Genomic DNA, 23181 nt, shown 5'->3' on the forward strand with positions numbered 1-23181 from the left:
CCATGCCGGGGCGCGGAAAGCAGCGGCTGTCACCCTCCGAATCGAGTAAGTGTCACTCCCCGAAGTTCTGGTCGACGAGGTCCTTGACCTTGGTGAGCGCTTCTTCGGCCTGCGCACCTTTCGCGCGGACCTCGATCCGGTCACCCTGGCGTGCGCCGAGAGCCATCAAGGCGAGGACGCTGTTGGCGTCCGCGGTCTCTTCCCCGAGCCGCACGGTGACCTCCGCGTCCAGGCCCGCGATGCTCCGGACCAGGACCGCGGCGGGCCGCGCGTGCAGCCCGACGTCGTTCCGCAGCGTGAGTTCGACGCTGCTCTCGCCGTCTTGCACGCCGCTGTCGAAGGTCAGATCCGGCGGGGCACCCGCCGAGGCGGCGGCTCCGGCGACGGCCTGGCGATCCGCGCCGCCCTGCGCCGCGACGGCGGCGGCGATCGCGCCCTCGACGAGCGGCGCGTCCACCACGACCGCGGCCGACGGGTCGGCGAGCGATTCGACGGCGAGATCCGCTGTCATCTGCGCACTGCCCAGGTCGTACAGCAGGACGACGCCCGCTCCCGAATCGGCGCGCTGCGTCGCGGCGACGACCTCGTCGTAATCCGTTCCGATCCCGCCTTCGGACAGGCCGCCCGCCGCCACGATGGTGACGTCCGGTGCCATCTGGGCGGCGAGTTCCGCGAGCCCTTCGGCGAGTTTGGCGCTGTGGGAGACGAGCACGATTCCGACACTCACTTGGCGGCCTCCGCGAACGCGCGCAGCAGCAGCGCCGTCGAGCGGGCGCCGGGATCGAGATGCCCCTTCGCGCGCTCGCCGAGATACGACGCCCGGCCCTTGCGCGGCACGAGGTCCACAGTGGACTCGGCGCCCTTTTCCGCGGCGTCCGCGGCCGCGGTCAGGATCGCGGCGATGTCGTCACCTGAAGCCTCCTCGGCGGCCGAGACGGCGGGGATCAGCGCGTCGACCATGGTCGCGTCTCCCCCGACGGCCTTGCCGCGTGCCTGCACACCTTCGAGCGCCGCGCGCAAGGCTTCCACGAGCAGCGGACCGTCCACTTCGGCCGCGTCGCCCAATTTGACCGACGCGCGCAGGAAGGCCGTGCCGTACAACGGGCCCGCCGCGCCGCCGACCTTCGAGATCAGCGTGGTGGCGGCGAGTTTCACGACCGCGGCGGGGGTTTCGGGGGTCGCGGTGTCCAAAGCGGACACGATCGCGGTGAACCCCCTGTCCATGTTCTCGCCGTGGTCGGCGTCGCCGATCGCGCGGTCGAGATCGATCAGCTCGGTGCGATGTTCGGCGATCACCGCGGCCGCCGCCCGCAAGGCGGCGGCGAGCGTCTCGGCGGTGCAGGCCATCAGACTCCCCACCTCAGGGCCGGGGTGTTCACCGGCGCGTCCCACAACTCGGTCAGCTCGTCGTCCAGTTTCAGCAACGTCAGGCTCATCCCCTGCATCTCGAGGCTGGTGATGTACGGCCCGACCAGGCGCCGTTCGACCACGATCCCACGCTCGGCCAGCAGCCGCTCGGCGATGCCGTGTGCCAGGTACAGCTCGACCAGCGGGGTGCCGCCCATCGAGTTCGTGAAGAGCAGGACCTTGTCGCCCTCGCTGAAAGGCAGATCCGTGACCACCGCTTCGACCATGCGCGCGACGAGCTCGTCCGCGGGCAAGGCCGGGGTCTTTTCGATGCCTGGTTCGCCGTGGATCCCGATGCCGAACTCGATCTCGTCGTCGCCGAGCTCGAAACTCGGCTCACCCGCGTGCGGCACCGTCGGCGCGGTGAGCGCGACACCGATCGAGCGGACCTGGCCGATCACCTTGCGCGCCAAGGCCTCCACCGCGTCGAGCGAGTCCCCGCGCTCGGCGGCCGCGCCGGTGACCTTCTCCAGCAGCACGGTGCCACCGACACCGCGACGACCGGCGGTGTACGTCGAGTCCTTGACCGCGACGTCGTCGTCGATGACCACGCTGCGCACGTCGAGCCCTTCGGCGGCGGCGAGTTCCGCGGCGGTCTCGAAGTTGAGCACGTCGCCGGTGTAGTTCTTGACGATCAGCAGCGCGCCGGCGTCACCGGTGGTGGCCTTGACCGCGGCCTCGACCGCGTCCGGCGTCGGCGAGGTGAACACCGCGCCCGGTACGGCGGCCGCCAGCATGCCCTGCCCGACGAAACCGCCGTGCAGGGGTTCGTGCCCGGAACCGCCGCCGGAGATCACCGCGACCTTGCCCGCCACCGGCGCGTCCACGCGCACCACGATCGCTGGATCGTCCTCCACGCGCAGGACGTCCGCGTGCGCGACGGCGAGCCCTCGCAGGGATTCCGCGACCACCGTCTTCGGGTCGTTGATGATCTTCTTCATGGCGGTCTCCGACACGTCGGCGGGTGGGTTGTCCCCTTCCTACCTCGCCGGGCCGGATGCCGCCAGCGTCAGGGCTTCGGCAGCTTCGAGATCACCGATTTGGCGATCTTCGCCGTCTTCTCGCAGGACGCGGTTTCGTCCTTCTTCTCGTCGTAGTTCTGGTACGTCACGGTGACGAGCTCGACGTATTCGCCTGCCCACGGCTTGTGCTGCCACTCCATCTTGCACTCGGCACTGCTGCCGACGCCCACCTTCTGATAGACGTCGATACCGCCGACCTCGACCTTCTTGGTCCCGTCGCGTTCCTGCGGCGGACGGCCGGGGCGGAAGCCGATGGTGATCCGCGGGTTGGAACCCGGCGTCCAGTCACAGGCGTGGAAGGTCGTCGGGGAGGTCGCGCCGTGCGGCGCCACCTCGCCGAGGATGGCGGGATCCGCGACGGCGCACGGGTCGACAGCGGTCAGCGTGCCCGCGCTGGAGGGGTACTTCGCCGGGGACGAGTGCAGGCTCTTCACGGCCTTCGCCGCGACCGTGCGGGCCGTCGCGCAGGGATCGCCGCCGTCGTAAGTGACCGAGAAGCTCACTCCACGCTCGGGTTTGCGCAACGTCATGACGCCGACGTCGCAGCTCTTGCCGTCCTTGCTCTTCCGCTCGACCTGCGGCAGGCCCTCCACCGCCGTGATGACGGCGCCACCGGTGTCGGACAGATAGGTCGACGCACCGATGTCGACGCTGACGGAAAACTGCTTGCCGCCGGCGTCGACGACCTTGGCCCGGCAGCCGCCGAACGCGGTCGACGACGGCACCGGATCCTCCGGGGTGCCGAGGCCGCTCAGCGCGTCCTTGCCCACCAGCGGGCACGGGTCGATCGTGCGCATCACCGCGGGGGTGACCGCCGGATCGTTGATGTTCCCGCTCGGCACCTCACCACCGGCACCGGCTTCGGCGGCGACGGTGGTACGGGCGAAGTTGGACTTGCCGAGGTTCTGTCCGCAGGCGGTCAGCGCGCCGAGCGCGGCCACCAGGGCCAGCACGGACGCGATCCGGCGACGTCGAGCGTTGAGCAGCACGAAGTGCACGGTAGCCGGACCGCCGCGCCGCTGTCCGGACAACCCGGCTATTCGGCGCCCTCGCCGGTTTCGGACGTGGGCGGCACCACGATGGGCCTCAGCTTCGCCCACAGGACGAACAGCAGCCCGAACACCAGCATGCCGATGCCCGCCCACAGGTTGATCCGGACGCCGGCGGCCTTGTCGAGCTCGGCCTGGGTGGTGAAGCCGATGCCCATGATCGTGAGCACCAGCCCGTAGCCGCCGATGAGCAGGGCGATGATCAGCCGGATGTCGAAGACGCCGGCCTTCTTGGGAGCTTGGGACGCAGCCATCTCCGGCCTCCTAGAAGATGATGTTGAGCACGATGGTCAGGACCAGCACGATGCCCGCGAGCAGGCCCGGCTTGCGGTACCAGCCCGCGTCGTCACCGGTTTCATCGTGCTTCAGCGACTCCTTCGGGGTGAGGGAGTAGACGAGGCCGACCAGCTGCGATTCCGGCTTCGGCGCGGTGGCGAGCGAAACACCGACACTGACCGCGATGTCGACGACGAACGCCGTACCGGCGGCCACGAAACTGACGCCCTGCCCGGTGAGCCCGAGAACCCCGGCCTGCGAAAGCAGCCACACGGTGATCGCGGACGCGGTACCGGAGACCAGGCCGACCCAGCCCGCCGTCGCCGTCATCCGCTTCCAGAACATGCCGAGGATGAAGGTGGCGAACAGCGGTGCGTTGAAGAAGGAGAACAGGTCCTGCAGGTAGGTCAGGATGTTCCCGGAGTTCGACGCGATGAACGCGGTGCCGATCGCCAGCACCGTGCCCGCCGCGGTGACCAGGCGGCCGAGCCGGAGGTAGTAGCCGTCGGACTCGTTCTTCTTCACGTACGACTGCCAGATGTCGTAGGTGAAGACGGTGTTGAACGAGCTCAGGTTCGCGGCCATCCCCGCCATGAACGAGGCGAGCAGACCGGCGATCGCGACGCCGAGCATGCCGTTGGGCAGCAGATCGCGCATCAGCAGCAGGATCGCGTTGTTCGCGGTGACCCCGCTGGGCGCTTCGCCGCCGTCGAGCAGGACCTGCTTGTCCTGGACGTACTCGGACACGGTGACCGCGGCGATCATGCCGGGGATGATCACGATGAACGGGATGAACATCTTCGGGAACGCGCCGATGATCGGCGTCCGCCGCGCGGCCGACATGCTCTTGGAAGCCATGGCACGCTGGACCTCGACGAAGTTCGTGGTCCAGTAACCGAAGGACAGCACGAAACCGAGGCCGAAGACGAGGCCGAGGATGGAGAGGAAGCTGTTGCCGAAGCCGGTGAGGTTGTCACCCGGCCAGGAGGACAGCTGCGCGTCTCCGCCGGGGCCTGCGGAGATCTTGTCGACCAGTCCCTGCCAGCCGCCGACCTTCACCAGGCCGACGATGGTCAGCGGCAGCAGCGCCGCGACGATCACGAAGAACTGCAGGACCTCGTTGTAGATCGCGGCGGAGAGACCGCCGAGCGCGGTGTAGGAGAGCACGACCGCGGCCGCGACGATGATCGAAACCCACAACGGCCAGCCCAGCAGGAGGTTCACCACGCTGGCGAGCAGGAACAGGTTCGCGCCCGCGATGAGGATCTGCGCGCTGGCGAAGCTGATGCCGTTGACGAGGTGGGCGGGTTTGCCGAACCGGCGGAGCATGAACTCCGGGACACTGCGGACCTTCGAGCCGTAATAGAACGGCATCATCACGATGCCGAGGAACAGCATCGCCGGGATCGCGCCGATCCAGAAGTAGTGGAAGGTCGGCAGGCCGTAGAGCACACCGTTGGCCGACATGCCCATGATCTCGACGGCGCCGAGGTTCGCCGAGATGAAGGCGAGGCCGGTGACCCAGGCGGGCAGCGAGCGGCCGGAGAGGAAGAAGTCCAGGCTGCTCGAGACCGACCTCCGCGCCAGGTACCCGATGCCGAGCACCAGCGCGAAATAGAAGGCGAGCAGGACGTAGTCGATAGGACTTGCGTCGAGCCGCAGGTTCGCATCGGCCAGCACGTGCAACCGACCCACCTCCATAGTGAAAATGTCCACGAGAAACGCCGGTATCGCGTCAATCGCGGACCATACTGCATGGATTCAGCAACGGCAGCGTGGGTGGGCCCGGCTAGCCCGGAAGTGTCCGGATCGGGGCTATTCCTGACAATTCCTGTCCTGTCCCGAGGTGACGCCGTCGATCGAGACGCCCGGAAACGTGAGAAAAAGGACCGCCCCGGCGTCGCCGCCGGGAACGGTCCTTTCTCGCGACCGGTGGGGGTTTACCGGTCCGTGGGCAGGCCTACTTCGCCGTCCTCCTTGATCAACCGGGCGAGAACATCGTCCGGCAGGTACGTGCGGTGCGGGTAGTTCGGACCCCACGAGTTGAGGAACGGCACGGCGCCGAGTTCGTCGGCACGCGGGTTGCCGAGGACCTCGTGCACCTCGTCGACGGTCTTCGCCCAGCGATAGGCCTGGATGCCGTTCTTGACGTCGGGCGTGTAGGCGGCTCGCTTGACGTGATCGTCGCTGGCGTAGCTCTCCGACCACGGGACGTGCCCCAGTTCCAGCAGGACCTCGGCCGCCGCGCGGACGGACGTGCCGTTGTTGTCGCCGGGGTTGGTCTCTTCCCATTCGTCGCGCATCTTCGACTGGTCCCACAGCCATCGCGCGGCGTAGAGGTCGCTGTTGAACAGCGTCATGCAGCGCGACCAGCCGAATCCGACGCAGGCGCCTTCCTTGCCCTGGTCGTAGAAGGCGTACTGGGTGTCGCCGTCCTTCGATTCACCGGGCTCGAGGCAGACACAGTGGCCGCCGCGGATCCGGGTGAGCGACTTCGCGCCGCCCTTCGCGACGAAGTACTCGCCGGACTTCGAGTCCTTTTCCGGGACGTCGAATTCCTTGTACCAGTTGACGCCGATGACGACCGGCGACCGGGTGGGCCGGTCCTCGGTGGCCAAGGCGGTCAGCGGATAGCGCTCGACGTGGCGCCAGTCGTCCGGGACGAACCGGCCGAGGCGGCCGTCCGCCGGATCACTGCCGATCGGGCGATAACGCATGGGATCCTCCTATCCCTCATCCCACCGGAATACCGCCGGCGAGTCACTGCGGCACAATCTTTTCCAGAAACCGCCGCGCGGCCTCCCGCCCGTTTTCGAAGAGGAGCTTCTTCTCCTCGTCGCCGAGCCCGAAGTCGACGGCGGAAACACCGGTCGTGTCGACGCACATCGTCCGCCGGTTCACACCTTCCTCGTGCAACCGGTAACGATTCCAGTCCGACAGCAGGGTTTCGAGCGAACTGATGGCGATCCGCAACGCGGTCTTCACCGGTTTGTCCCTGCCGCCGACGGGTTCCCCGGAAAGCTTCACTCCCCAGGTCGGCCACCGGGGCTTCTTCGCGTCGGTCCGGTCGAAGACGGTGATCGGGAAGTTCGACAGCAAACCGCCGTCGACCCAGGTGACGGTGCCCTCGGGGCGGACGTCGAACTGCACCGGCCGGAAGTAGAACGGGATCGACATCGACGCGCGGACGGCGTCGACGATCTTCTCCCCGCCGGGATCGCGGCCGTACTGGGAATAATCCCAAGGCAGCCGGACGAGCACGCGGCGGGTCAGATCACTGACGTGGACGACGAGCGAATACCGTTGATGGGAACGCAAAGTGCCTTCGGGATCGTCGATGGCGAGATCGGCGAAAGTGCGCACTCCGACCTCCTCCAGCAACGGCGTGAGCCATTCGGCGAGATAGTCACCGGTGTGCATCCCGTCGTGCAGGAGCAAAGCGACGCCGTCGCCGATCGGGCCGGTGACCTTGTCGAGCAGGGACTGATCCTGGAACCGGCCGCAGTCCATGTCGTTCATCACCGCTTCCAGAGCGCCGAGATCCTTCCCGGCCTTCTGATAAGCGGCGACCAGCGTCGCGACGATCGCCCCCGCACTCGTCCCGGCGATCCGCGGGAACGAATAGCCGGCTTCGTGCAACTCCAGCACCGCGCCCAGCAACCCGATGCCTTTGACGCCGCCGCCTTCCAGCACCAGATCGACGCGTTTCGGAGAATCAGCCATGGCACATCACCCCTGCACCCGCGGGCCCCTTGTGTCGGCGGCACCCCTCGCGGAAATCGAGTGTGGCACAGCGCGAGACCACGTAATCCGGCGTTCACCCGAATGGCACAGAAATAGCTGGTTCTTTTGCAGGATGAGTCGAGTTCGTTAATTTCTCGCCGCCCTTTAGGGCATTCTGTGGCGCGAGAAAGAATGCAGATACAAAACCGAGGACTCGATTGGATCTCGGCTGTTCAGCGCCCACCGCGGCCGCATACGGGGGCTGAAGGGCCCCTTCCCCGCATCGGACGCGGCGAAGGGCGCTTTCCCCCGTGTCATGCGGGGATGGGGCCCTTCAGCCCCGCGCGATCATGTCGCGCGACGGGGCGGCGTGACACCGCACTCGCGTGATCGGAGACGGAACTCGCGTGATCGGGGGCGGAACTCGCGTGATCGGGCACCGCACACCCGCGTACGGCGCCCAGTCACGTGCGGGTCAGAAGAGGCGGAATTCGTCCGACTCGATGCCGCGCAGCGCGTCGTAGTCCAGCGTGAGGCACCGGATCCCCCGGTCCTCGGCCAGCACGCGCGCCTGCGGCTTGATGATCTGCGCCGCGAAGACGCCCTGCACGGGCGCCAGCAGCGGGTCGCGGTTGAGCAGTTCGAGGTACCGCGTCAGCTGCTCGACTCCGTCGATCTCGCCGCGCCGTTTGATCTCGACGGCCACGCTGGCGCCCTCGGCGTCGCGGGCCATGATGTCGACCGGACCGATCGCGGTCGGGAACTCCCGCCGCACCAGGGTGTAGCCGTCACCGAGGGTCTTGATGTGCTCGGCGAGCAGTTCCTGCAGGTGTGCCTCGACGCCGTCCTTCTGCAGACCCGGTTCCGCGCCGAGTTCCTGGGAGTGGTCGTGGAAGATCTCGTCGATCGTGATGACGAGCTTCTCTCCCTGCTTGTTCTCGACGATCCACAGCTTGCCGTCCTCGATCAGCCAGCACGGCGGGCTCATCCAGTTCAGCGGCTTGTAGGCGCGGTCGTCCGAGTGCACGGACACCGAGCCGTCGGCCTTCACGAGCAACAGCCGGGTGGCCATCGGCAGATGGGCGGTCAGACGGCCGGCGTAGTCGACCTGGCAGCGAGCGATCACTAGGCGCACCACGCGAGGGTAGGACAAGCACGGCGATACTGTGCGCATGGACCCCGTTCAGCGTGTCAGCACGCGTGAGGTGTACCGGAACAACTGGATGACCGTGCGCGAGGACGCGGTCCGGCGGCTCGATGGTTCCGAAGGGATCTACGCCGTCATCGACAAACCCACGCTCGCCGTGGTGATGCCCTACGAAGACGACGGGTTTCACCTGGTCGAGCAGTTCCGCTATCCGCTCGGCCTGCGGCGGTGGGAGTTCCCGATGGGCACCGCCCCCGATCTGGCCGACCTCCCGCCGCGCGAACTCGCCGCCCGTGAACTGCGCGAGGAGACCGGGCTGATCGCGGGCGAGTTGACCGACCTCGGCCTGACCGACGTCGCCCCCGGTATGTCGAGCCAGCGCGGGCACGTGTTCCTCGCCACCGATCTCACGCAGGGTGAGGCCCAGCGCGAGGTCGAGGAGCAGGACATGCGGACGGCTTGGTTCGGACGCGACGAGTTCGAGAAGATGATCGCTTCGGGTGACATCACCGACGCGCTGACGATGGCCGCCTACATGCTCCTGCTCCTGCGCGAGCGCGGCTGAGGTCTCAGTCCGGCCACTCCGGGGAGCGCTTCTCCAGGAAGGCCGCCATTCCCTCACGCGCCCCGGGCAGTTGCGACGCCGAAGCCATGACCTCCAGCGCTAGCGCGTAGGCATCGGCCTCGGGCCGGTCCAGCTGCGCGTAAAGGGTCTGCTTCCCCATCGCCTTGCTCGCCCGGCTCCCGCGCGTCGCGCGCCCGAGGAGTGAAGCGACGGCTTCGTCCAGCGAGCCGTCCGGGACCACGCGGTTCACCAGGCCCCAGTCCAGCGCGGTCGCCGCGTCGACGACGTCGCCGGTGAGCGCCAGTTCCATCAGCCGCTTCCGCCCGATCGACCGGGCCACCGGCACCGCGGGGGTGTGGCAGAACCAGCCCGCCTTGCCGCCGGGCAGCGCGAATCCGGCGGATTCGGCGGCGACGGCGAGGTCGCACGAGGCCACCAGCTGGCAGCCCGCCGCGGTCGCGAGCCCGTGCACCCGCGCGACGACGACCTGCGGCACCGACTGCATCGTGCCCATCAGATCCGTGCACAGCCGCAGCAGTTCACGCACACCCATCAGGTCACGCGCGGCGACGTCGCCGAAGTCGTGTCCCGCCGAGAACACCGGCCCGGCGCCCGCCAGCACGATCCCGGTGGCGTCGGTCTTCCCCGCCTCGCGGAACGCCGCCAGCAGTTCGGCGAGGTGATCCGCCGAAAGCGAGTTCCGCCGCGCGGCGCGGTTCATGGTGATCGTGACGGTGTCGCCGTCCCGCTTGACGAGGATGTGCTCGTACTCGGCCATGCTTCGACGGTAACCGACCGGAACGTCCGGCGATACGAATCGGGTCCGACGCCGACGTCGGCCCGCAGCCGTCGCCGCAGGTTGGCGGCGGTGCCGAGGCCGGAGCGCTGCGCGACCCGCTCTACGGGGAGCTCCGTCGTCTCCAGCAGACGGCGCGCGAGCCGCACCCGCTGCGCGCGCAGCCAGCGTCCGGGTGTCACGCCGGTGGCCGCCGCGAACTCGCGGTGGAAGGTCCGCTCGCTCAGCCCGGCGTGCCCGACGAGGTCGTCGACGCCGATGTCGTCGGCGATCCGCTCCAGCGCCCAGTCCATTGTGGACGAAACACTCGGCCGCGACGGCTTCGGCGGCAACGGGTTGTCGACATATTGCCGCTGTCCGCCTTCCCGCGCGGGCGGCATCACGAGCCGCCGGGCGAGCGCGGCCGCGACCTCGGCGCCGTGATCACGCCGCACCAGGTGCAGGCAAAGATCCAGCCCGCCGACCACGCCGGCGGACGTCAGCACGTCACCCTCGTCGGTGAACAGGACGTCCCGCTGGACGACCGCGTCGCGAGCGGCGGTCTCGAGGGCGTCCAGCAGCCGCCAATGCGTGGTGACCGACCGGCCGTCGAGCAATCCGGCCGCGGCCAGGGTGAAGGCCCCGGAACACAGCGACGCCACGGTGATCCCCGCCCGGTGGGCCTTGCGCAGCGCGGCGACGGCGGCCGCGGGCACCTCGGCGTGCGGATCGACCCTGCCGGGTACGAGCACGAGATCGCAGCCCGCCAGCCCGCCCAGCCCATGTGTCGCCTCGACCTGGCCGAACGGGTGGATGGCGACCCTCTCACGGGCGGGCGCGCAGAGCCGGACCTCGAACGGGCCGATTCCGCTGTCGGTGCGGTCCACGCCCCAGACCTCGCCGATCACGCCCAGATCGAAGGACCGGCTACCCGGCAGGAGGAGCACGCCCACGGTTCGCATGGCAGAAAAGTACCGCATCGCGCTTCTTCTACCACTCCCTTGCCTCGGGAAAAGGCCCGAAACTCGAACCCATGACCACTGCAACCAAGGCCCTGCTCGTGATCGACGTCCAGCGCGGCTTCGACAAGCCCGTCTGGGGCCCGCGCAACAATCCCGGCGCGGAAGCCAATATCAAGGCGCTCGTCGACGCCTATCAGGAGCGCGGACTGCCGATCGTGCTGGTGCACCACGACTCCGTGAAGCCCGGCTCGTCGCTGCAGCCCGGCCAGGAGGGCAACCACTTCAAGCCCGAACTCGACGGCGTGCGCGCGGATCTGGTGTTCGGCAAGAAGGTCAACTCGGCCTTCCACGGCGACGTCGACCTCGACGGCTGGCTGAAGACGCGCGGCATCACGTCGTTCGTGCTCGCCGGCATCCAGACGAACTTCTGCTGCGAGACCACCGCTCGTGTCGGCGGAAACCTCGGCTACGACGTCACCTTCGCGCTCGACGCCACGTTCACCTTCGACCTCGCCGGGCCGGACGGCGGCGTCCTGACCGCCGACGAACTGTCCAAGGCGACCGCGACGAACCTGCACGGCGGCGGGTTCGCCACGGTCACCTCGACCAAGGAGATCCTCGCGAACCTTTGAGAGCGGGGTCCCCGTGGTCGTGAGTGGCGATTCGTGTTCTAACACGACTTGCCGCTCACGAGGGTTGCGAGGGTTTTGTCGTGGTGCACCCTCCGGCCCGTTCACGACCTCTACCTGGCTAGCGAGGGCCAGACATGTCGCGAAAGCCACTTTCGGGACATCAGACGTCCCGAAAGTGGCTTTCGCGACACCACGGACGCGGACTCCCGTGTCCAGACGGACGACACGCGGCGAACCCCGTGACCAACCGCGACCCCAAACCAGTACGTAACCAAGACACCTACGGCTCTAACCCGAATCGCCACTCACGACCAGCTCGGCCGACCACGCTCCGGAAGCCTCACGCGCGGTCGATCACGGCCTTGAGGAACCGTCGCGTCCGGTCGTGCTCCGGCTCGCTGAACAGCTTGTCCGGCGCGGCGTCCTCCAGCACCTGACCCTCGTCGAACATCATCACCCGATCCGAAACGTCCCGCGCGAACTGCATTTCGTGCGTGACACACAGGATCGTGATGTCCGTGGACGCGGCGATCTCGCGCAGTACGCGCAGGACGTCCGCGACCAGTTCGGGGTCGAGCGCCGAGGTGACCTCGTCCAGCAGCAGCACGTCCGGCCGCATCGCGAGCGCCCGTGCGATCGCGACGCGTTGCTGCTGGCCGCCGGAAAGCCGCGTGGGATGCGCGTCCTTCTTGTCCGAGAGCCCCACCATTTCCAGCAGTTCGACGGCTCGCGCCTCGGCCTCGTCCCGTGCGATGCCGAGCGAGTGGATCGGCGCTTCGGTGATGTTGCGCAGCACGTTCATGTTCGGGAACAGGTTGAACTGCTGGAACACCATGCCGATCCGTTTGCGCACGGTCCGCAGGTACTTCTCGTCCGCGGGCACCAGTTTCCCGCCGCGCTCCATATGGCTCAGGTGGTCACCGCAGACCTCGATGGTGCCGCCGTCGACCCGCTCCAGGGTCATCAGCAACCGCAGGATCGTCGTCTTCCCGGAGCCGCTCGGCCCGATCAGCGAGACGAATTCCCCTGGCGCGACGGTGAAATCGAGGTCCCGCAGCACGACGTGGTCGCCATAGGACTTGACCACCTGCGAGAACCGGATCATCGGGGAATCAACTGTGGGCGGCACGGCGCTCCAACCTTCTCACCAGAATCGACGCCGGCAGGCTCACCAGCAGGAACAGCACCCCGGCCAGGGTGTACGGCTCGATGACGCGGAACGTTTCGGCGCCCACCTCTTTCGCCCGGTTGAGCACGTCGAGAACGCCGATCCCCAGCAGCAGCGGAGTTTCCTTGAACATCGAGATCGTGTAGTTGCCGAGCGCGGGCAGCACCCGCGGAACCGCTTGCGGCAGGACGACCGCCGTCCACACCCGCGACCTCGGCAGATTCAACGCGGTCGCGGCCTCCCACTGTCCTTTCGGGACGGCTTCGATCCCGGCCCGGTAGACCTCGGCCGCATAGGTCGCGTAGTGCACACCGAGCGCCACCACGCCGGTGAGGAAGGCCGACATCGTGAACCCCGTCAGCGGCGGCACCAGGTAGTAGATCGCGAACACCTGGATCAGCAACGGGGTACTGCGGACGAATTCGATGAACAGCCGCACCGCCTGGGACAGCACGGGAATCCCCGTGCGGCGGATCAGCGCGAACACCAGGCCGAGCGCGTAGCCGACCACCGAAGCGAGCAGGGTGATCTCGACGGTGACGAGAAGTCCCTCCAGCAAAAGGGGAATCGAGTCGAACGCGGCTTCCCAGCTCCAGTCCATCACACACCCCCCGCCGTGGCCGTCATCTTGGCGGGCGCCCTGCCGAGACGCCGCGCCGCGAACCTCTCCAGCGCCCGCATCCCGCTCGTGATCAGCAGCGCGAGCAGGAGGTAGAGCACGAGTTCCGTACCGTAGATCCAGCCGATCTCGGCACCGAACACCGGCCGGAGCAGTTCACCCTGCCGCGCCATCTCCGGAACGGCGATGAACGAGAGCAGGGCGGTGCTCTTCAGCAACTGGATGAACAGGTTGTTGAACGGTGGCAGCATTTCCGCGAACGCCTGCGGCAGGATCACCCGCCGCATCCGCTGGGCGGGTGTCAGGTTGAGCGCGACGGCGCCTTCGAACTGCGCCCGCGGAACGGAGTTCACCGCGCCACGGACGATCTCGGCGCCGTACGCGCCGTGGTTCAGGCCGAGCACCAGGATCCCGGCGAACATCGGGACCAGCTGGAAGCCCACCAGCACCGGCAGCACGAAATACAGCCAGAACAGCTGGACAACCTCCGAGGTGCCGCGGAAGATCTCCACGTACACGCGGGAAATCCCCCGCACGATCCTGGACGGCGATCTCAGCGCGAGCCCCGCGATCAACGCGAGCACGACGGTGACCGCGATCCCGCCGAGCGCGGCGGTGACGGTCGCTGTCAGTCCACTGAGGACGGAAGTGATGATATGCGATACCGACGACGACATGACGTCAGCCCCGTTACACCGCGCAGAGTTTCTCGGTGGTGACGTCGGTCTTCGGCAGGTTGTCCGCCGAGAACCCGAACGGCGTCACGATCTTGGTCCACTCGCCGCTGTCGTGCAGTTTCTTGAGTTCGGCGTTGAAGGCCTCGCGCAGCGGGTTGTCGTCCTTGCGGAAGACGAACGCTCCCGCGGAGACGACGGGCTGCCCGTTCTTGATCGGATCGAAGCCGGGCGTGACCTCGGCGGCCGCGCCCGCGTTCTTCGCCAGCACGTCCTTGAGGGAGATGTCGGTGAGCGCGGCACAGTAGACCCGGCCGTCGGTGACCGCGCGGAGCATGTTGTCCTGCGAATCGAGCGTGACGATCTGGTCTTCGGCCACCCCGGAATCCGTGGCGTAGCCCTTCTCCACCGCGGCCGAGAGCACGGCGACCTTGACCTTCTTCGCGGCGATGTCCTCGAACTTCAGGATCTGCTGCGGATTTCCCTTCGGTACCAGCAAAGCGGTCAGCGCCGAGTAGTCGGGGATCGAGAACGCGGCGGCGTCGCACCGTTCCTTCTTGATGTTCATCCCGGCGGCGACGATGTCGTACTGCCTGGCGTTGAGCGCGGGGATCAACTGGTCGAACGACACGGCACTGGCCTCGACATTGTCGATGCCCATCGCCTTGAAAACGGCGCGCGCGACTTCCGGTGCCTCGCCGGTGACCTTGCCGCTTTGATCCGTGAAACCGTAAGGTGCTTCGTTCGCGATACCGATCTTGATCTTCTTCGCGTCCTTGGCCGCCTGCAAAGCGTCACCCGACGAGGTCGACGTGCACGCGGACAACAACACCGGGCCACCGATCGTCACCGCCCCCAGAACGGCCGACCGCCGGAAGAATTCTCGCCTCGACCACTCGCCGTGCGCCATAGCCGCACCCCTTTTCGATTAATCGGTTCAATCGAAACGTAGGGGGGTACCTTTGCCCCGGCAATGTGAGTGACTCCCTCGCCGACCGCCGTTACGGTACCGAGATTTACGGTGACTTTACGTGCTCAGGCCGTGGCGCTCCCGCACCAATCCGACAATTCCGTCCATGATGTCGGTGAGTTCGTAGTCCTTGGGCGTGAACACCTTCGCGATCCCACGCTCCAGAAGGAGCTTCTCGTCGTCGGGCGGGATGATGCCGCCGACGATGACCGGGATGTCGCCCGCGCCCGCGGCCCGCAGGCCGTCCACGACCTGCGGCACGACCTCGAGATGCGAACCCGAGAGCACCGAAAGCCCGACAACGTGCACGCCCTCCTGGACGGCGGCCGCGACGATCTGCTCCGGTGTGAGCCGGATGCCCTGGTACACCACCTCGAAACCGACGTCGCGCGCCCGCACGGCCACCTGCTCGGCGCCGTTGGAATGCCCGTCGAGACCGGGTTTGCCGACCAGGATCCGCAGCCGTTCGCCGATCTCGGTGTTCGTCGCCTTGATCCGGTCGCGCACGCGGCGGATCTCCTCGCTGCCCTCGCCCGCGGTCGCCGACGCGGAAACCCCGGTGGGAGCACGGTATTCGCCGAACACCTCGCGCAGCGCCCCCGACCATTCGCCGGTGGTGACGCCGGCGCGGGCGCAGTCGATCGTGGCCTCGAACAGGTTTTCCGAGGTCTTCGCGATGGCCTTCAGCTTCTCCAGCGACGCTTCGGCGGCCGCGTTGTCACGGTGCGCCCGCCATTCCTCGATCGCGGTGACGGCTTCCTTTTCGACGGCGGGGTCGATCGTTTCGATCGCCTTCGCACCCTCGGCCTGCAGCGGAGAAGGTTCGGTGGTCTCGAACTTGTTGACACCGACCAGGATCCGCTCGCCGTTCTCCATGCCACGCCGCAACTCGGCGAGCGAGGTGACGAGCTGCGACTTCATGTAGCCGGTCTCGACGGCCGTGACAGCGCCACCGAGATCCTGCACCCGCGCGATCTCCTCGCGCGCGCCCGTCATGATCTCGTCGACCTTGGCCTGGATGACATGCGAGCCGTCGAAGATGTCTTCGTACTCCAGCAGGTCGGTCTCGAAGGCCAGCACCTGCTGCATCCGCAGCGCCCACTGCTGATCCCACGGCCGCGGCAGGCCGAGCGCCTCGTTCCACGCGGGCAACTGGATCGCGCGGGCCCTGGCGCCGCGGGAAAGCGAGACCGCGAGCATCTCCAGCACGATGCGCTGGACGTTGTTCTCCGGCTGGGCCTCGGTGAGCCCCAGCGAGTTGACCTGCACGCCGTAGCGCAGCCGCCGAGCCTTCGGATCCGTTACGCCGTACCGATCCCGGGTGATCTCGTCCCAGAGCGCGGTGAACGCGCGCATCTTCGACATCTCTTCGACGAACCGCACACCGGCGTTGACGAAGAACGAGATCCGCGCGACCACCTTGGCCATGTCGGCCTGCTCGACCTGCCCGGAATCCCGGACGGCGTCGAGGACGGCGATGGCGGTGCACAACGCGTACGCGACCTCTTGCGTCGGCGTCGCGCCCGCTTCCTGCAGGTGATAGCTGCAGATGTTGATCGGGTTCCACTTCGGCACGTGGTGCACGGTCCACGCGATCATGTCGGTGATCAGGCGGAGACTCGGGCCCGGCGGGAAGATGTAGGTGCCGCGGGAGAGGTATTCCTTGATGATGTCGTTCTGCGTGGTGCCGGTGAGCTTGGCCAGCACTTCGTCGACGTCGCGCCCCTCGGCTTCGGCCTGCTCGCGCGCCACGGAGACGTAGAGCGCCAGCAGCCACATGGCGGGCGCGTTGATCGTCATCGACGTGTTGGCCTCGGCGAGCGGGATGCCGTCGAAGAGCCGCCGCATGTCACCGAGATGTGAAACCGGGACGCCGACCTTGCCGACCTCGCCCTTGGACAGCTGGTGGTCCGGGTCGTAGCCGGTCTGCGTCGGCAGATCGAAGGCGACGGAGAGACCGGTCTGCCCCTTGGCGAGGTTGCGCCGGTACAACTCGTTGGACGCGGCCGCGGACGAGTGGCCCGCGTAGGTCCGCATCACCCAGGGGCGGTCCCGTTCACGGTCCGTGGGATAGGGCACGGTGCACCTCCGGCGCTGGACGACCGTCTGAGTGTACCGGCCGGTAACATCGGGCGCGCAGTTGAATCGGACACAGTCGGGTCATTCTCCGACGGTCGGCTCCTGGCGCTGTCGTGCCTCGTCAACGGCTTTCGCGAGCTTTTCCCGCACTTTCGCCACCTCGCTGACACCCACAAGGATGACCGGTGGCTTGCGGTCCTTCCCGGCACCGGCGCCGAAGTTCGCCGACGCCCACGCCAGCACACCGAGCCTGCCGAAGGTGATCGTCCCGGTCTTGCCGGGCCCCGGGGTGACCACGGGATCCGCCAGCCCGGCCAACTCCGCGGACTCTTCTTTGCGGCGGAACAGGGAACTGGTCGCGATGACCCGGCCGTCCGTCACCGCGTAGGTGGTCGAGGCGAGCCTGAGGTACCTGATGAGCGGCCTGCCGACGACATGGAACACGCCGACGACGGTGAGCACGACCCACGCGACCGTGTGGAACGTCGTTTCGTGGTTGTAGAGGAAGTACAGAGTCACGGCGCCCAACCAGAGCAGGGCGAGGGGGACGTTGAAGTAGTCGCCGGGATTGAAGAGAGGCCTGCGCACCGGAGTCCCGGCCCAGATGACCCGTTCGCCTGGAAGGAGGTCGATCTGCCCCTCATGCATGGCATCGCACACTACCCGTCCGCGAGGCGGGCGGCAGTGTCCGTTCGTCGGTTGCCTTCGGGCCGAACGGACCTAGCGGTCCCCTTGCTGGGCGGAGGCGATCAGGTCGCGGACCACCATCGGATGCTCGATGTTCAGCAGTTCCGGGTACTTCGGATCCAGGCCCACGTCGGACCAGGACTGGTCCACCCATCCCCTGCCGGTCGTCTGGACGAAGTCCGCGGGGGCGAGGTTGAAGCAGACCGTCCCGGTGCCGTCCGGGTTCTCGCGGACGTACGGCGGGCCGAGGTCCGTCAGGTAGTGGGCCACCGCGTCTTTCCCGTTCGTCCAGACGATGACGCGCCGATCGGTGATCCCGTACGAAGCCGTCCGCAACGCGGCGTACCGGAGGACCGGCCTGCCGAGCCAGACGCCCCCGACCAGCATGAGCACGCCCCAGAGGAGAGGCGAGAACCCGTTGCGCACACCGCCGAGAATGACGCCACCGATGACCAGGACGGCGGGCAGCAGGATCAAGTCGTTCTTGACCAGCAACGGAATCCGCTGGGGCTTGCCGGACCACAGCAGGCGCTCGCCCGGCACGAGATCGGCGTCGATGCGATCCATCGCGCTACCTCGCCTGATGCTGGGCCGTGGCGATCAGGTCGCGGACGCGGCGCGCGTCGTCGATCCCGACCAACTCCGGAAGCGACGAATCGGCGTCACGGCTTTTCGTGCCACTGCGGAAACCCGTGAACAGGCCACCGCCACCGAAGGTGATGGTGGCGGTTCCGTCCGCGTGCTCCGTCAGCTGCGGTGGCCCCAGGTCACCCAGGTACCGCGACGCGAGGTCGGCCCCCTTGCGCCGGACCACGACGCGCCGATCGGTCACGACGAACGAACACGACCGCCTTTTGAAGTACCGCATGACCATCTGGCCGATCCAGAGCACCACCATCACCGTCGGCGGCACGTAGACGAACAGCGGCGAAGAGCCTGTCCGCGAAGCCATGTAGACCCAGAAGCCGATGCACAGCAGCCCCGGCACGATGATCAGGTCACTCTTCTCGACGGCCGGAACGCGCTTCGGCACGCCCTCCCAGAGCAGGCTTTCACCGGGCAACAGCCCCGTATCCCCCAGATACATGAGCGGACGATAAGCCCGCTTCATCCCGCTGAACAGGGCTTTGCCGGAATCGTGACCGGCGAATGTGACCGAAATCCGCGAGACTCGCCCGTGCCCGGCGTCTAGCGTGACAACCGTGACCTGGAGTTCTTACAGCAGCTATCTGCTCATCGTCGTCCTGATCGTCCTCGCGCCGGGGCCGGACACGATGGTGATGCTCAAGAACTCTCTCTCCGGCGGCACCCGCGGCGGGTTCCTGGCCACGGCAGGGATCTTCGTGGCCAATTCCGTCCAGGGCACCGCCGCCGCGCTCGGCCTCGGCGTCGTCATCGCGCAGTCGCAGCCGGTGTTCGTGACGCTCAAGTGGGTCGGTGCCGCCTACCTGGTCTTCCTCGGTATCCAGGCGCTGCGCGGCGCGTGGCGCGGTGACTACTCCGGCCTCGCGGCGGTGAAGCAGCAGCGGTCGAGCGGGTTCCGCCGCTTCCGTGAAGGCTTCCTCTCCAACATCACCAACCCGAAGGTCCTCGTGCTGTACCTGTCGGTGCTGCCGCAGTTCCTCGACCCCGTGAAGACCTCCGCGTGGGACGCGCTGCTGCTCGCCTACACCGTCGCGGTGCTGGGCGCGATCTGGCTGATGATGCTGCTGTTCTTCGTGCACCGCGTGCGGACCTGGCTGGAACGGCGCAAGGTCCGCCGCGCGCTCGACGGCGTCACCGGAACCGCACTGGTCGGTTTCGGCGCGGCGCTCGTGCTGGAGGGCTAGTCACACGGACCGTATTTGCCTACCCACCGGACTGGCGTGGGGCGAGCGGTGAAGTACATGAAGGCCCCCTTCACTACCTTCAGGGTAGGCAAGGAGGCCTTCACGGACCGTTGCAGTCAGGCGCGCTCGGGTTCGCCCGAGACTCGCTCGATCCGGGCGCCGAGGCGGTTCAGGTTCTCCACGAAATGCGGGTAGCCGCGGTCGATGTGGAAGACGTCCCAGACCTCGGTGACCCCGTCCGCGCACAGCCCGGCCAGCACCAGCCCGGCGCCGGCGCGGATGTCCGCGGCCCACACCGGCGCGCTGGAGAGCTTCTCCACGCCGCGGACGACGGCGTGGTGCCCATCGGTGCGCGCGTCGCCGGAGAGCCGCATCATCTCTTCGATGAACCGGAAACGGGCCTCGTAGATGTTCTCCGTGATCATCGAAGTGCCCTCGGACACCGCCGACAGCGCCACCGCGAACGGCTGCAGGTCGGTCGCGAAGCCGGGGTACGGCAGCGTCACCCAGTCGACGGCCTTCGGGCGCTCGTTCTGGACGATGCGGAAACCCTCGCCGTCGAACGTCTCGACCTCGGCACCGGCCAGGCGGAGCTTGTCGAGGACCAGGTCGAGGTAGTGCGGGTTGACGCCGCGGACGGTCAGGTCGCCCCGGGTCATCGCGGCGGCGAACGCCCAGGTCGCGCCCACGATCCGGTCGCCGATCACGCGGTGCTCGGTGGGGTTCAGCTTCTCGACGCCCTCGACGGTGAGGGTCGAGGTGCCCGCGCCTTCGACCTTCGCGCCCATCTCGGTCAGCATCGTGCAGATGTCGACGATCTCGGGCTCGCGCGCGGCGTTGTCGATGACCGTGGTGCCCTCGGCGAGCACGGCGGCCATCAGGATGTTCTCGGTGGCGCCGACACTCGGGAAGTCCAGCCAGATCTGCGCGCCGTGCAGGCCGTCGGCCTTCGCCACGACGCAGCCGTGCTCGATGGTGCTGGTGGCGCCCAGCTTGCGCAGGCCGTTCTGGTGCATGTCCAGCGGACGGGAGCCGATGGCGTCACCGCCCGGCAGCGCCACGACGGCCTGCTTGAGCCGTCCGACCAGCGGGCCCAGCACGCACACCGACGCGCGCAGCTTGCCCATCGCGGCCGAATCGGCCCGGTGCGACAGTTCGGCCGGAGTGGTGATCTTGGCGGTGTCGCCGTCGATGACGACGTCGCAGCCGACACTGCGCAGGACGTCGCCCATCAGCGGGACGTCCAGGATCTGGGGGCAGTTCGTGATGGTCGTCGTGCCCTCGGCCAACAGGGCCGCGGCCATCAGTTTCAGGACGCTGTTCTTCGCCCCGACCACGTCGACCTCGCCGACCAGCCGTGCTCCGCCGTGCACGTCGAAGTGCTCGCTCATGGGCGCCAATCATGCCCTCTCGCCCGGATTTGCCTTACGCCGGGCCGGTAGAGTCGGCTTCATGGTCGTTCGCATCAACCGCGTGTACACGAAGGTCGGCGACAACGGCACCACGGCGCTCGGCGACGGCTCCCGCGTGCCGAAGACGTCGCCGCGGCTGTCCGCGTACGCCGACGTCGACGAAGCCAACTCGGTCATCGGGCTCGCGCTCGCCATGGGCGGTCTGTCCGGGGAAATCACGGACGTCCTGCGCGGGGTGCAGAACGATCTCTTCGACGTCGGCGCGGATCTGTGCGCGCCGATCGTGGAGAACCCGCCCTACGAACCGCTGCGCATCACCGAGCGGTACATCGAACGGCTGGAAGGCTGGTGCGACGAGTTCAACGAGCGCGTGCCGAAGCTGACGTCGTTCATCCTGCCGGGTGGCACCCCGGGGGCGGCGTTCCTGCACCAGGCGCGCACAGTCGCGCGGCGGGCGGAGCGGTCCGGATGGGCACTGCTCGAGGCCGAACCCACGACGACGAACCAGCTCGCGCTGAAGTACCTGAACCGGCTTTCGGACCTGCTGTTCATCCTGTCGCGACTGGCCAATCCGGACGGCGACATCCTGTGGCAGCCCGGCGGCGCCTCCTGACGACGCAATTCGGCACCTGATCGCGGTAGTCGCGCCCAGGTGCCGAATCGTGTGTCGGGTGGAGCTCAGCCCTGTTCCTGTGCCGCCCAATAACGCTCGAGGTCGACGTCGGGCGTGCCGTCCTTGCCCGGGTCGATCGCCTTCATCGTGATCGTGTCCTCCAGGGACACGGACTCGGGAAGGTGGCTCCAGCGGTTCGTGTCCTCGCTCTGAGTCATACGCCGAGAATAGACGTGGATCACGTTCGGAGCCCGGTAGAAATGCCGGTCGGTGAAGATCTCATGTTCGCTTCGCTTCCGAAGTACCTAGGCGTCCCAGGAAGCGCGCAGCGAAGCGAGAGCGTCGTGGAACCCGGGGAAGGTCTTCTTCACGCAGCCCGGGTCGTCCAGCGTGATCCCCGGCGTCCTCAGCCCCGTGACGCTGAACGCCATCGCGATCCGGTGGTCACGGCGGCACTTCACGAGAGCGCCCGTCGGCGTGGAGGGCTGGATCTCGATCCAGTCCCGCCCGGTCTCCACCGGGACACCCATCGCGCGCAGGTTCTCCTCGCACGCCGCGAGCCGGTCGCATTCCTTGATCCGCGTGTTGTAGACGTCCTCGATCCGCACCGGCCCGTCCGCGAACGGCGCGATGGCCGCGAGCGTCGGCACGGTGTCGGAGATGTCGCGCATGTTCACCGTGACGCCGCGCAGCCCGCCCGTCCCGGTCACGGTCACGGCGTCCGGGCCGACCTCGACGTCCGCGCCCATCTGCCGCAGGACCTCGACGAACGCCAGATCCCCCTGCAGCGCGCCCTCGCCAAGGCCCGGCACGGTCACCGACTTCCCGGTCAAGGCCGCCGCCGCGAAGAAGTAGCTCGACGTCGAGGCGTCCGGCTCGATCTCGTAGCGACAGGCCTGATACGGCGTGGGCGGCACGACGAACGTGTCGCCGTCCCGGACGACCTCGACGCCGAAGCGCCGCATCATCGCGATGGTGATCTCGACGTAAGGCACCGAGACGAGGTCGGTGACGGTGATCCGCAGTCCCTCCGCGGTCAGCGGCCCGACCAGCAGCAACGCGGTCAGGAACTGCGACGACAGCCCCGCGTCCAGCGTCAGGTCCCCGCCTTTGATCCCGTCGGCCCGCACCACCAGCGGATGGTGCCCCGGCTCGCCTTCGAAGGTGAGATCGACGCCCAGTTCCAGCAGCGCGTCCGTCAGCGGCCCCAGCGGCCGGGCGCGCATCTGCCCGGAAGCGTCGAAGCGGAAGGTCCCGTGGCCGGCGGCGGCCAGGGCGGGCAGGAAACGCGCGGTGGTGGCACCGTCGCGGCAGAAGACATCGGCGCTGTCGACAGCGGGGCCTTCGGGGCGGCCCTCGATGGTCCACTCGCCGGAAGTACGGGAGACCTGATAACCGAGCTTGAGAAGGCCCTCGGCGAAGCCCTCGGAGTCATCCGAACGCAGCGGCCTGCTCAACACGGTCGTACCGTGGGCGGCGGCCGCGAGGAACAGGCCTCGGGCGGTGATCGACTTCGAACCGGGGATGTCGACGATGGTCACGCCGCGAGCATACGGCGTGCTCGAACGGCGA

General features: G+C 67.8%; 26 protein-coding genes. 4 read left to right on the plus strand and 22 right to left on the minus strand.

Annotated features, from left to right (window positions below):
- Positions 1 to 52 precede the first annotated feature (52 nt).
- The 9 genes from dhaM to nucS all read right to left on the minus strand — a co-directional run bounded on the left by dhaM (position 53) and on the right by nucS (position 8612).
- Positions 53 to 727, minus strand: a complete 675-nt coding sequence (gene dhaM / locus HDA45_RS12560; protein WP_184894873.1) for a dihydroxyacetone kinase phosphoryl donor subunit DhaM — start codon at positions 725 to 727, stop codon at positions 53 to 55.
- Positions 724 to 1347, minus strand: a complete 624-nt coding sequence (gene dhaL / locus HDA45_RS12565) for a dihydroxyacetone kinase subunit DhaL (RefSeq protein WP_184894876.1) — start codon at positions 1345 to 1347, stop codon at positions 724 to 726. The genes dhaM and dhaL overlap by 4 nt, the downstream gene beginning before the upstream one ends.
- Positions 1347 to 2348: a dihydroxyacetone kinase subunit DhaK gene (gene dhaK, locus HDA45_RS12570; protein ID WP_184894879.1), complete on the minus strand. Its 1002-nt coding sequence runs from the start codon at positions 2346 to 2348 to the stop codon at positions 1347 to 1349. The genes dhaL and dhaK overlap by 1 nt, the downstream gene beginning before the upstream one ends.
- Before the next feature lie 68 nt (positions 2349 to 2416).
- On the minus strand, positions 2417 to 3418 hold the full coding sequence (locus HDA45_RS12575; protein WP_343072059.1) for a DUF3558 domain-containing protein: 1002 nt from the start codon (positions 3416 to 3418) through the stop codon (positions 2417 to 2419).
- A gap of 47 nt (positions 3419 to 3465) precedes the next feature.
- On the minus strand, positions 3466 to 3732 hold the full coding sequence (locus tag HDA45_RS12580; protein ID WP_184894883.1) for a hypothetical protein: 267 nt from the start codon (positions 3730 to 3732) through the stop codon (positions 3466 to 3468).
- A 10-nt stretch (positions 3733 to 3742) separates the two neighbouring features.
- Positions 3743 to 5440 carry a sodium:solute symporter family protein gene (locus tag HDA45_RS12585; RefSeq protein ID WP_184905550.1) on the minus strand — a complete coding sequence of 566 codons (1698 nt, stop codon included), beginning with the start codon at positions 5438 to 5440 and terminating at the stop codon, positions 3743 to 3745.
- Positions 5441 to 5694: 254 nt separating this feature from the next.
- Positions 5695 to 6471: a hypothetical protein gene (locus HDA45_RS12590; RefSeq protein WP_184894885.1), complete on the minus strand. Its 777-nt coding sequence runs from the start codon at positions 6469 to 6471 to the stop codon at positions 5695 to 5697.
- Between the two features lie 43 nt (positions 6472 to 6514).
- Positions 6515 to 7477: a patatin-like phospholipase family protein gene (locus HDA45_RS12595; RefSeq protein WP_184894887.1), complete on the minus strand. Its 963-nt coding sequence runs from the start codon at positions 7475 to 7477 to the stop codon at positions 6515 to 6517.
- A 475-nt stretch (positions 7478 to 7952) separates the two neighbouring features.
- On the minus strand, positions 7953 to 8612 hold the full coding sequence (nucS, locus tag HDA45_RS12600; RefSeq protein ID WP_026466918.1) for an endonuclease NucS: 660 nt from the start codon (positions 8610 to 8612) through the stop codon (positions 7953 to 7955).
- Between the two features lie 37 nt (positions 8613 to 8649).
- On the opposite strand from nucS, the gene HDA45_RS12605 reads away from it, so the two are divergent.
- Positions 8650 to 9189: an NUDIX domain-containing protein gene (locus HDA45_RS12605; RefSeq protein WP_184894889.1), complete on the plus strand. Its 540-nt coding sequence runs from the start codon at positions 8650 to 8652 to the stop codon at positions 9187 to 9189.
- A gap of 4 nt (positions 9190 to 9193) precedes the next feature.
- On the opposite strand, the gene HDA45_RS12610 is transcribed toward HDA45_RS12605, so the two are convergent.
- Both HDA45_RS12610 and HDA45_RS12615 read right to left on the minus strand, forming a co-directional pair.
- Entirely contained in the window at positions 9194 to 9967 is a 774-nt protein-coding gene (locus HDA45_RS12610) for an enoyl-CoA hydratase-related protein (protein WP_184894891.1), read from the minus strand.
- Positions 9907 to 10926 (minus strand): GlxA family transcriptional regulator, encoded by a 1020-nt coding sequence (locus HDA45_RS12615; RefSeq protein ID WP_184894893.1) that lies wholly within the window; start codon positions 10924 to 10926, stop codon positions 9907 to 9909. The genes HDA45_RS12610 and HDA45_RS12615 overlap by 61 nt, the downstream gene beginning before the upstream one ends.
- A 71-nt stretch (positions 10927 to 10997) precedes the next feature.
- On the opposite strand from HDA45_RS12615, the gene HDA45_RS12620 reads away from it, so the two are divergent.
- The gene (locus HDA45_RS12620) at positions 10998 to 11558 is read left to right on the plus strand and encodes a cysteine hydrolase family protein (protein ID WP_184894895.1); all 561 of its coding nucleotides are present in this window, start codon (positions 10998 to 11000) and stop codon (positions 11556 to 11558) included.
- Positions 11559 to 11898: 340 nt separating this feature from the next.
- On the opposite strand, the gene ehuA is transcribed toward HDA45_RS12620, so the two are convergent.
- From ehuA to HDA45_RS12660, 8 genes are all read right to left on the minus strand, one after another.
- Complete coding sequence (ehuA, locus tag HDA45_RS12625; RefSeq protein ID WP_184905552.1) at positions 11899 to 12663, minus strand: ectoine/hydroxyectoine ABC transporter ATP-binding protein EhuA; 765 nt, start codon at positions 12661 to 12663, stop codon at positions 11899 to 11901.
- Between the two features lie 7 nt (positions 12664 to 12670).
- Positions 12671 to 13327: an ectoine/hydroxyectoine ABC transporter permease subunit EhuD gene (gene ehuD, locus HDA45_RS12630; RefSeq protein ID WP_101610230.1), complete on the minus strand. Its 657-nt coding sequence runs from the start codon at positions 13325 to 13327 to the stop codon at positions 12671 to 12673.
- A complete protein-coding gene (gene ehuC / locus HDA45_RS12635) occupies positions 13327 to 14022 on the minus strand; it encodes an ectoine/hydroxyectoine ABC transporter permease subunit EhuC (protein ID WP_184894897.1) in 696 nt (231 codons plus the stop codon). Before ehuC ends, ehuD begins: the two co-directional genes overlap by 1 nt.
- 13 nt (positions 14023 to 14035) lie before the next feature.
- The gene (gene ehuB, locus HDA45_RS12640) at positions 14036 to 14929 is read right to left on the minus strand and encodes an ectoine/hydroxyectoine ABC transporter substrate-binding protein EhuB (RefSeq protein ID WP_184894899.1); all 894 of its coding nucleotides are present in this window, start codon (positions 14927 to 14929) and stop codon (positions 14036 to 14038) included.
- A gap of 117 nt (positions 14930 to 15046) precedes the next feature.
- Entirely contained in the window at positions 15047 to 17068 is a 2022-nt protein-coding gene (locus tag HDA45_RS12645; RefSeq protein WP_184894901.1) for a methylmalonyl-CoA mutase family protein, read from the minus strand.
- An 81-nt stretch (positions 17069 to 17149) separates the two neighbouring features.
- Positions 17150 to 17716 (minus strand): YdbT family protein, encoded by a 567-nt coding sequence (locus HDA45_RS12650; RefSeq protein ID WP_184894902.1) that lies wholly within the window; start codon positions 17714 to 17716, stop codon positions 17150 to 17152.
- Between the two features lie 72 nt (positions 17717 to 17788).
- Positions 17789 to 18322 carry a hypothetical protein gene (locus tag HDA45_RS12655; RefSeq protein ID WP_184894904.1) on the minus strand — a complete coding sequence of 178 codons (534 nt, stop codon included), beginning with the start codon at positions 18320 to 18322 and terminating at the stop codon, positions 17789 to 17791.
- 4 nt (positions 18323 to 18326) lie between these two features.
- On the minus strand, positions 18327 to 18842 hold the full coding sequence (locus tag HDA45_RS12660) for a hypothetical protein (protein ID WP_184894906.1): 516 nt from the start codon (positions 18840 to 18842) through the stop codon (positions 18327 to 18329).
- 115 nt (positions 18843 to 18957) lie between these two features.
- On the opposite strand from HDA45_RS12660, the gene HDA45_RS12665 reads away from it, so the two are divergent.
- A complete protein-coding gene (locus HDA45_RS12665; RefSeq protein ID WP_184894908.1) occupies positions 18958 to 19584 on the plus strand; it encodes a LysE family transporter in 627 nt (208 codons plus the stop codon).
- Positions 19585 to 19700: 116 nt separating this feature from the next.
- Here HDA45_RS12665 and murA read toward each other — a convergent pair whose 3' ends face one another.
- A complete protein-coding gene (gene murA, locus HDA45_RS12670; RefSeq protein WP_184894910.1) occupies positions 19701 to 20975 on the minus strand; it encodes a UDP-N-acetylglucosamine 1-carboxyvinyltransferase in 1275 nt (424 codons plus the stop codon).
- 61 nt (positions 20976 to 21036) lie between these two features.
- Between murA and HDA45_RS12675 the strand changes: the two genes are divergently transcribed.
- Positions 21037 to 21609: a cob(I)yrinic acid a,c-diamide adenosyltransferase gene (locus tag HDA45_RS12675; RefSeq protein WP_184894911.1), complete on the plus strand. Its 573-nt coding sequence runs from the start codon at positions 21037 to 21039 to the stop codon at positions 21607 to 21609.
- A 65-nt stretch (positions 21610 to 21674) separates the two neighbouring features.
- On the opposite strand, the gene HDA45_RS12680 is transcribed toward HDA45_RS12675, so the two are convergent.
- A complete protein-coding gene (locus HDA45_RS12680) occupies positions 21675 to 21827 on the minus strand; it encodes a hypothetical protein (RefSeq protein WP_005150324.1) in 153 nt (50 codons plus the stop codon).
- 87 nt (positions 21828 to 21914) lie between these two features.
- Positions 21915 to 23150, minus strand: a complete 1236-nt coding sequence (gene aroA, locus HDA45_RS12685) for a 3-phosphoshikimate 1-carboxyvinyltransferase (protein ID WP_184894913.1) — start codon at positions 23148 to 23150, stop codon at positions 21915 to 21917.
- Positions 23151 to 23181 lie beyond the last annotated feature (31 nt).

It is taken from the genome of Amycolatopsis umgeniensis (genome assembly GCF_014205155.1).
Classification (GTDB): domain Bacteria; phylum Actinomycetota; class Actinomycetes; order Mycobacteriales; family Pseudonocardiaceae; genus Amycolatopsis; species Amycolatopsis umgeniensis.

Bases quoted from the DNA above. Each gene is read 5' to 3' on its own strand.
- dhaL (WP_184894876.1), bottom strand. From the start codon at position 1,347: ATGGCCTGCACCGCCGAGACGCTCGCCGCCGCCTTGCGGGCGGCGGCC.
- dhaK (WP_184894879.1), bottom strand. From the start codon at position 2,348: ATGAAGAAGATCATCAACGACCCGAAGACGGTGGTCGCGGAATCCCTG.
- HDA45_RS12580 (WP_184894883.1), bottom strand. From the start codon at position 3,732: ATGGCTGCGTCCCAAGCTCCCAAGAAGGCCGGCGTCTTCGACATCCGG.
- HDA45_RS12590 (WP_184894885.1), bottom strand. From the start codon at position 6,471: ATGCGTTATCGCCCGATCGGCAGTGATCCGGCGGACGGCCGCCTCGGC.
- HDA45_RS12595 (WP_184894887.1), bottom strand. From the start codon at position 7,477: ATGGCTGATTCTCCGAAACGCGTCGATCTGGTGCTGGAAGGCGGCGGC.
- HDA45_RS12605 (WP_184894889.1), top strand. From the start codon at position 8,650: ATGGACCCCGTTCAGCGTGTCAGCACGCGTGAGGTGTACCGGAACAAC.
- HDA45_RS12610 (WP_184894891.1), bottom strand. From the start codon at position 9,967: ATGGCCGAGTACGAGCACATCCTCGTCAAGCGGGACGGCGACACCGTC.
- HDA45_RS12615 (WP_184894893.1), bottom strand. From the start codon at position 10,926: ATGCGAACCGTGGGCGTGCTCCTCCTGCCGGGTAGCCGGTCCTTCGAT.
- HDA45_RS12620 (WP_184894895.1), top strand. From the start codon at position 10,998: ATGACCACTGCAACCAAGGCCCTGCTCGTGATCGACGTCCAGCGCGGC.
- ehuA (WP_184905552.1), bottom strand. From the start codon at position 12,663: ATGATCCGGTTCTCGCAGGTGGTCAAGTCCTATGGCGACCACGTCGTG.
- ehuD (WP_101610230.1), bottom strand. From the start codon at position 13,327: ATGGACTGGAGCTGGGAAGCCGCGTTCGACTCGATTCCCCTTTTGCTG.
- ehuC (WP_184894897.1), bottom strand. From the start codon at position 14,022: ATGTCGTCGTCGGTATCGCATATCATCACTTCCGTCCTCAGTGGACTG.
- ehuB (WP_184894899.1), bottom strand. From the start codon at position 14,929: ATGGCGCACGGCGAGTGGTCGAGGCGAGAATTCTTCCGGCGGTCGGCC.
- HDA45_RS12650 (WP_184894902.1), bottom strand. From the start codon at position 17,716: ATGCATGAGGGGCAGATCGACCTCCTTCCAGGCGAACGGGTCATCTGG.
- HDA45_RS12655 (WP_184894904.1), bottom strand. From the start codon at position 18,322: ATGGATCGCATCGACGCCGATCTCGTGCCGGGCGAGCGCCTGCTGTGG.
- HDA45_RS12660 (WP_184894906.1), bottom strand. From the start codon at position 18,842: ATGTATCTGGGGGATACGGGGCTGTTGCCCGGTGAAAGCCTGCTCTGG.
- murA (WP_184894910.1), bottom strand. From the start codon at position 20,975: ATGAGCGAGCACTTCGACGTGCACGGCGGAGCACGGCTGGTCGGCGAG.
- HDA45_RS12675 (WP_184894911.1), top strand. From the start codon at position 21,037: ATGGTCGTTCGCATCAACCGCGTGTACACGAAGGTCGGCGACAACGGC.
- HDA45_RS12680 (WP_005150324.1), bottom strand. From the start codon at position 21,827: ATGACTCAGAGCGAGGACACGAACCGCTGGAGCCACCTTCCCGAGTCC.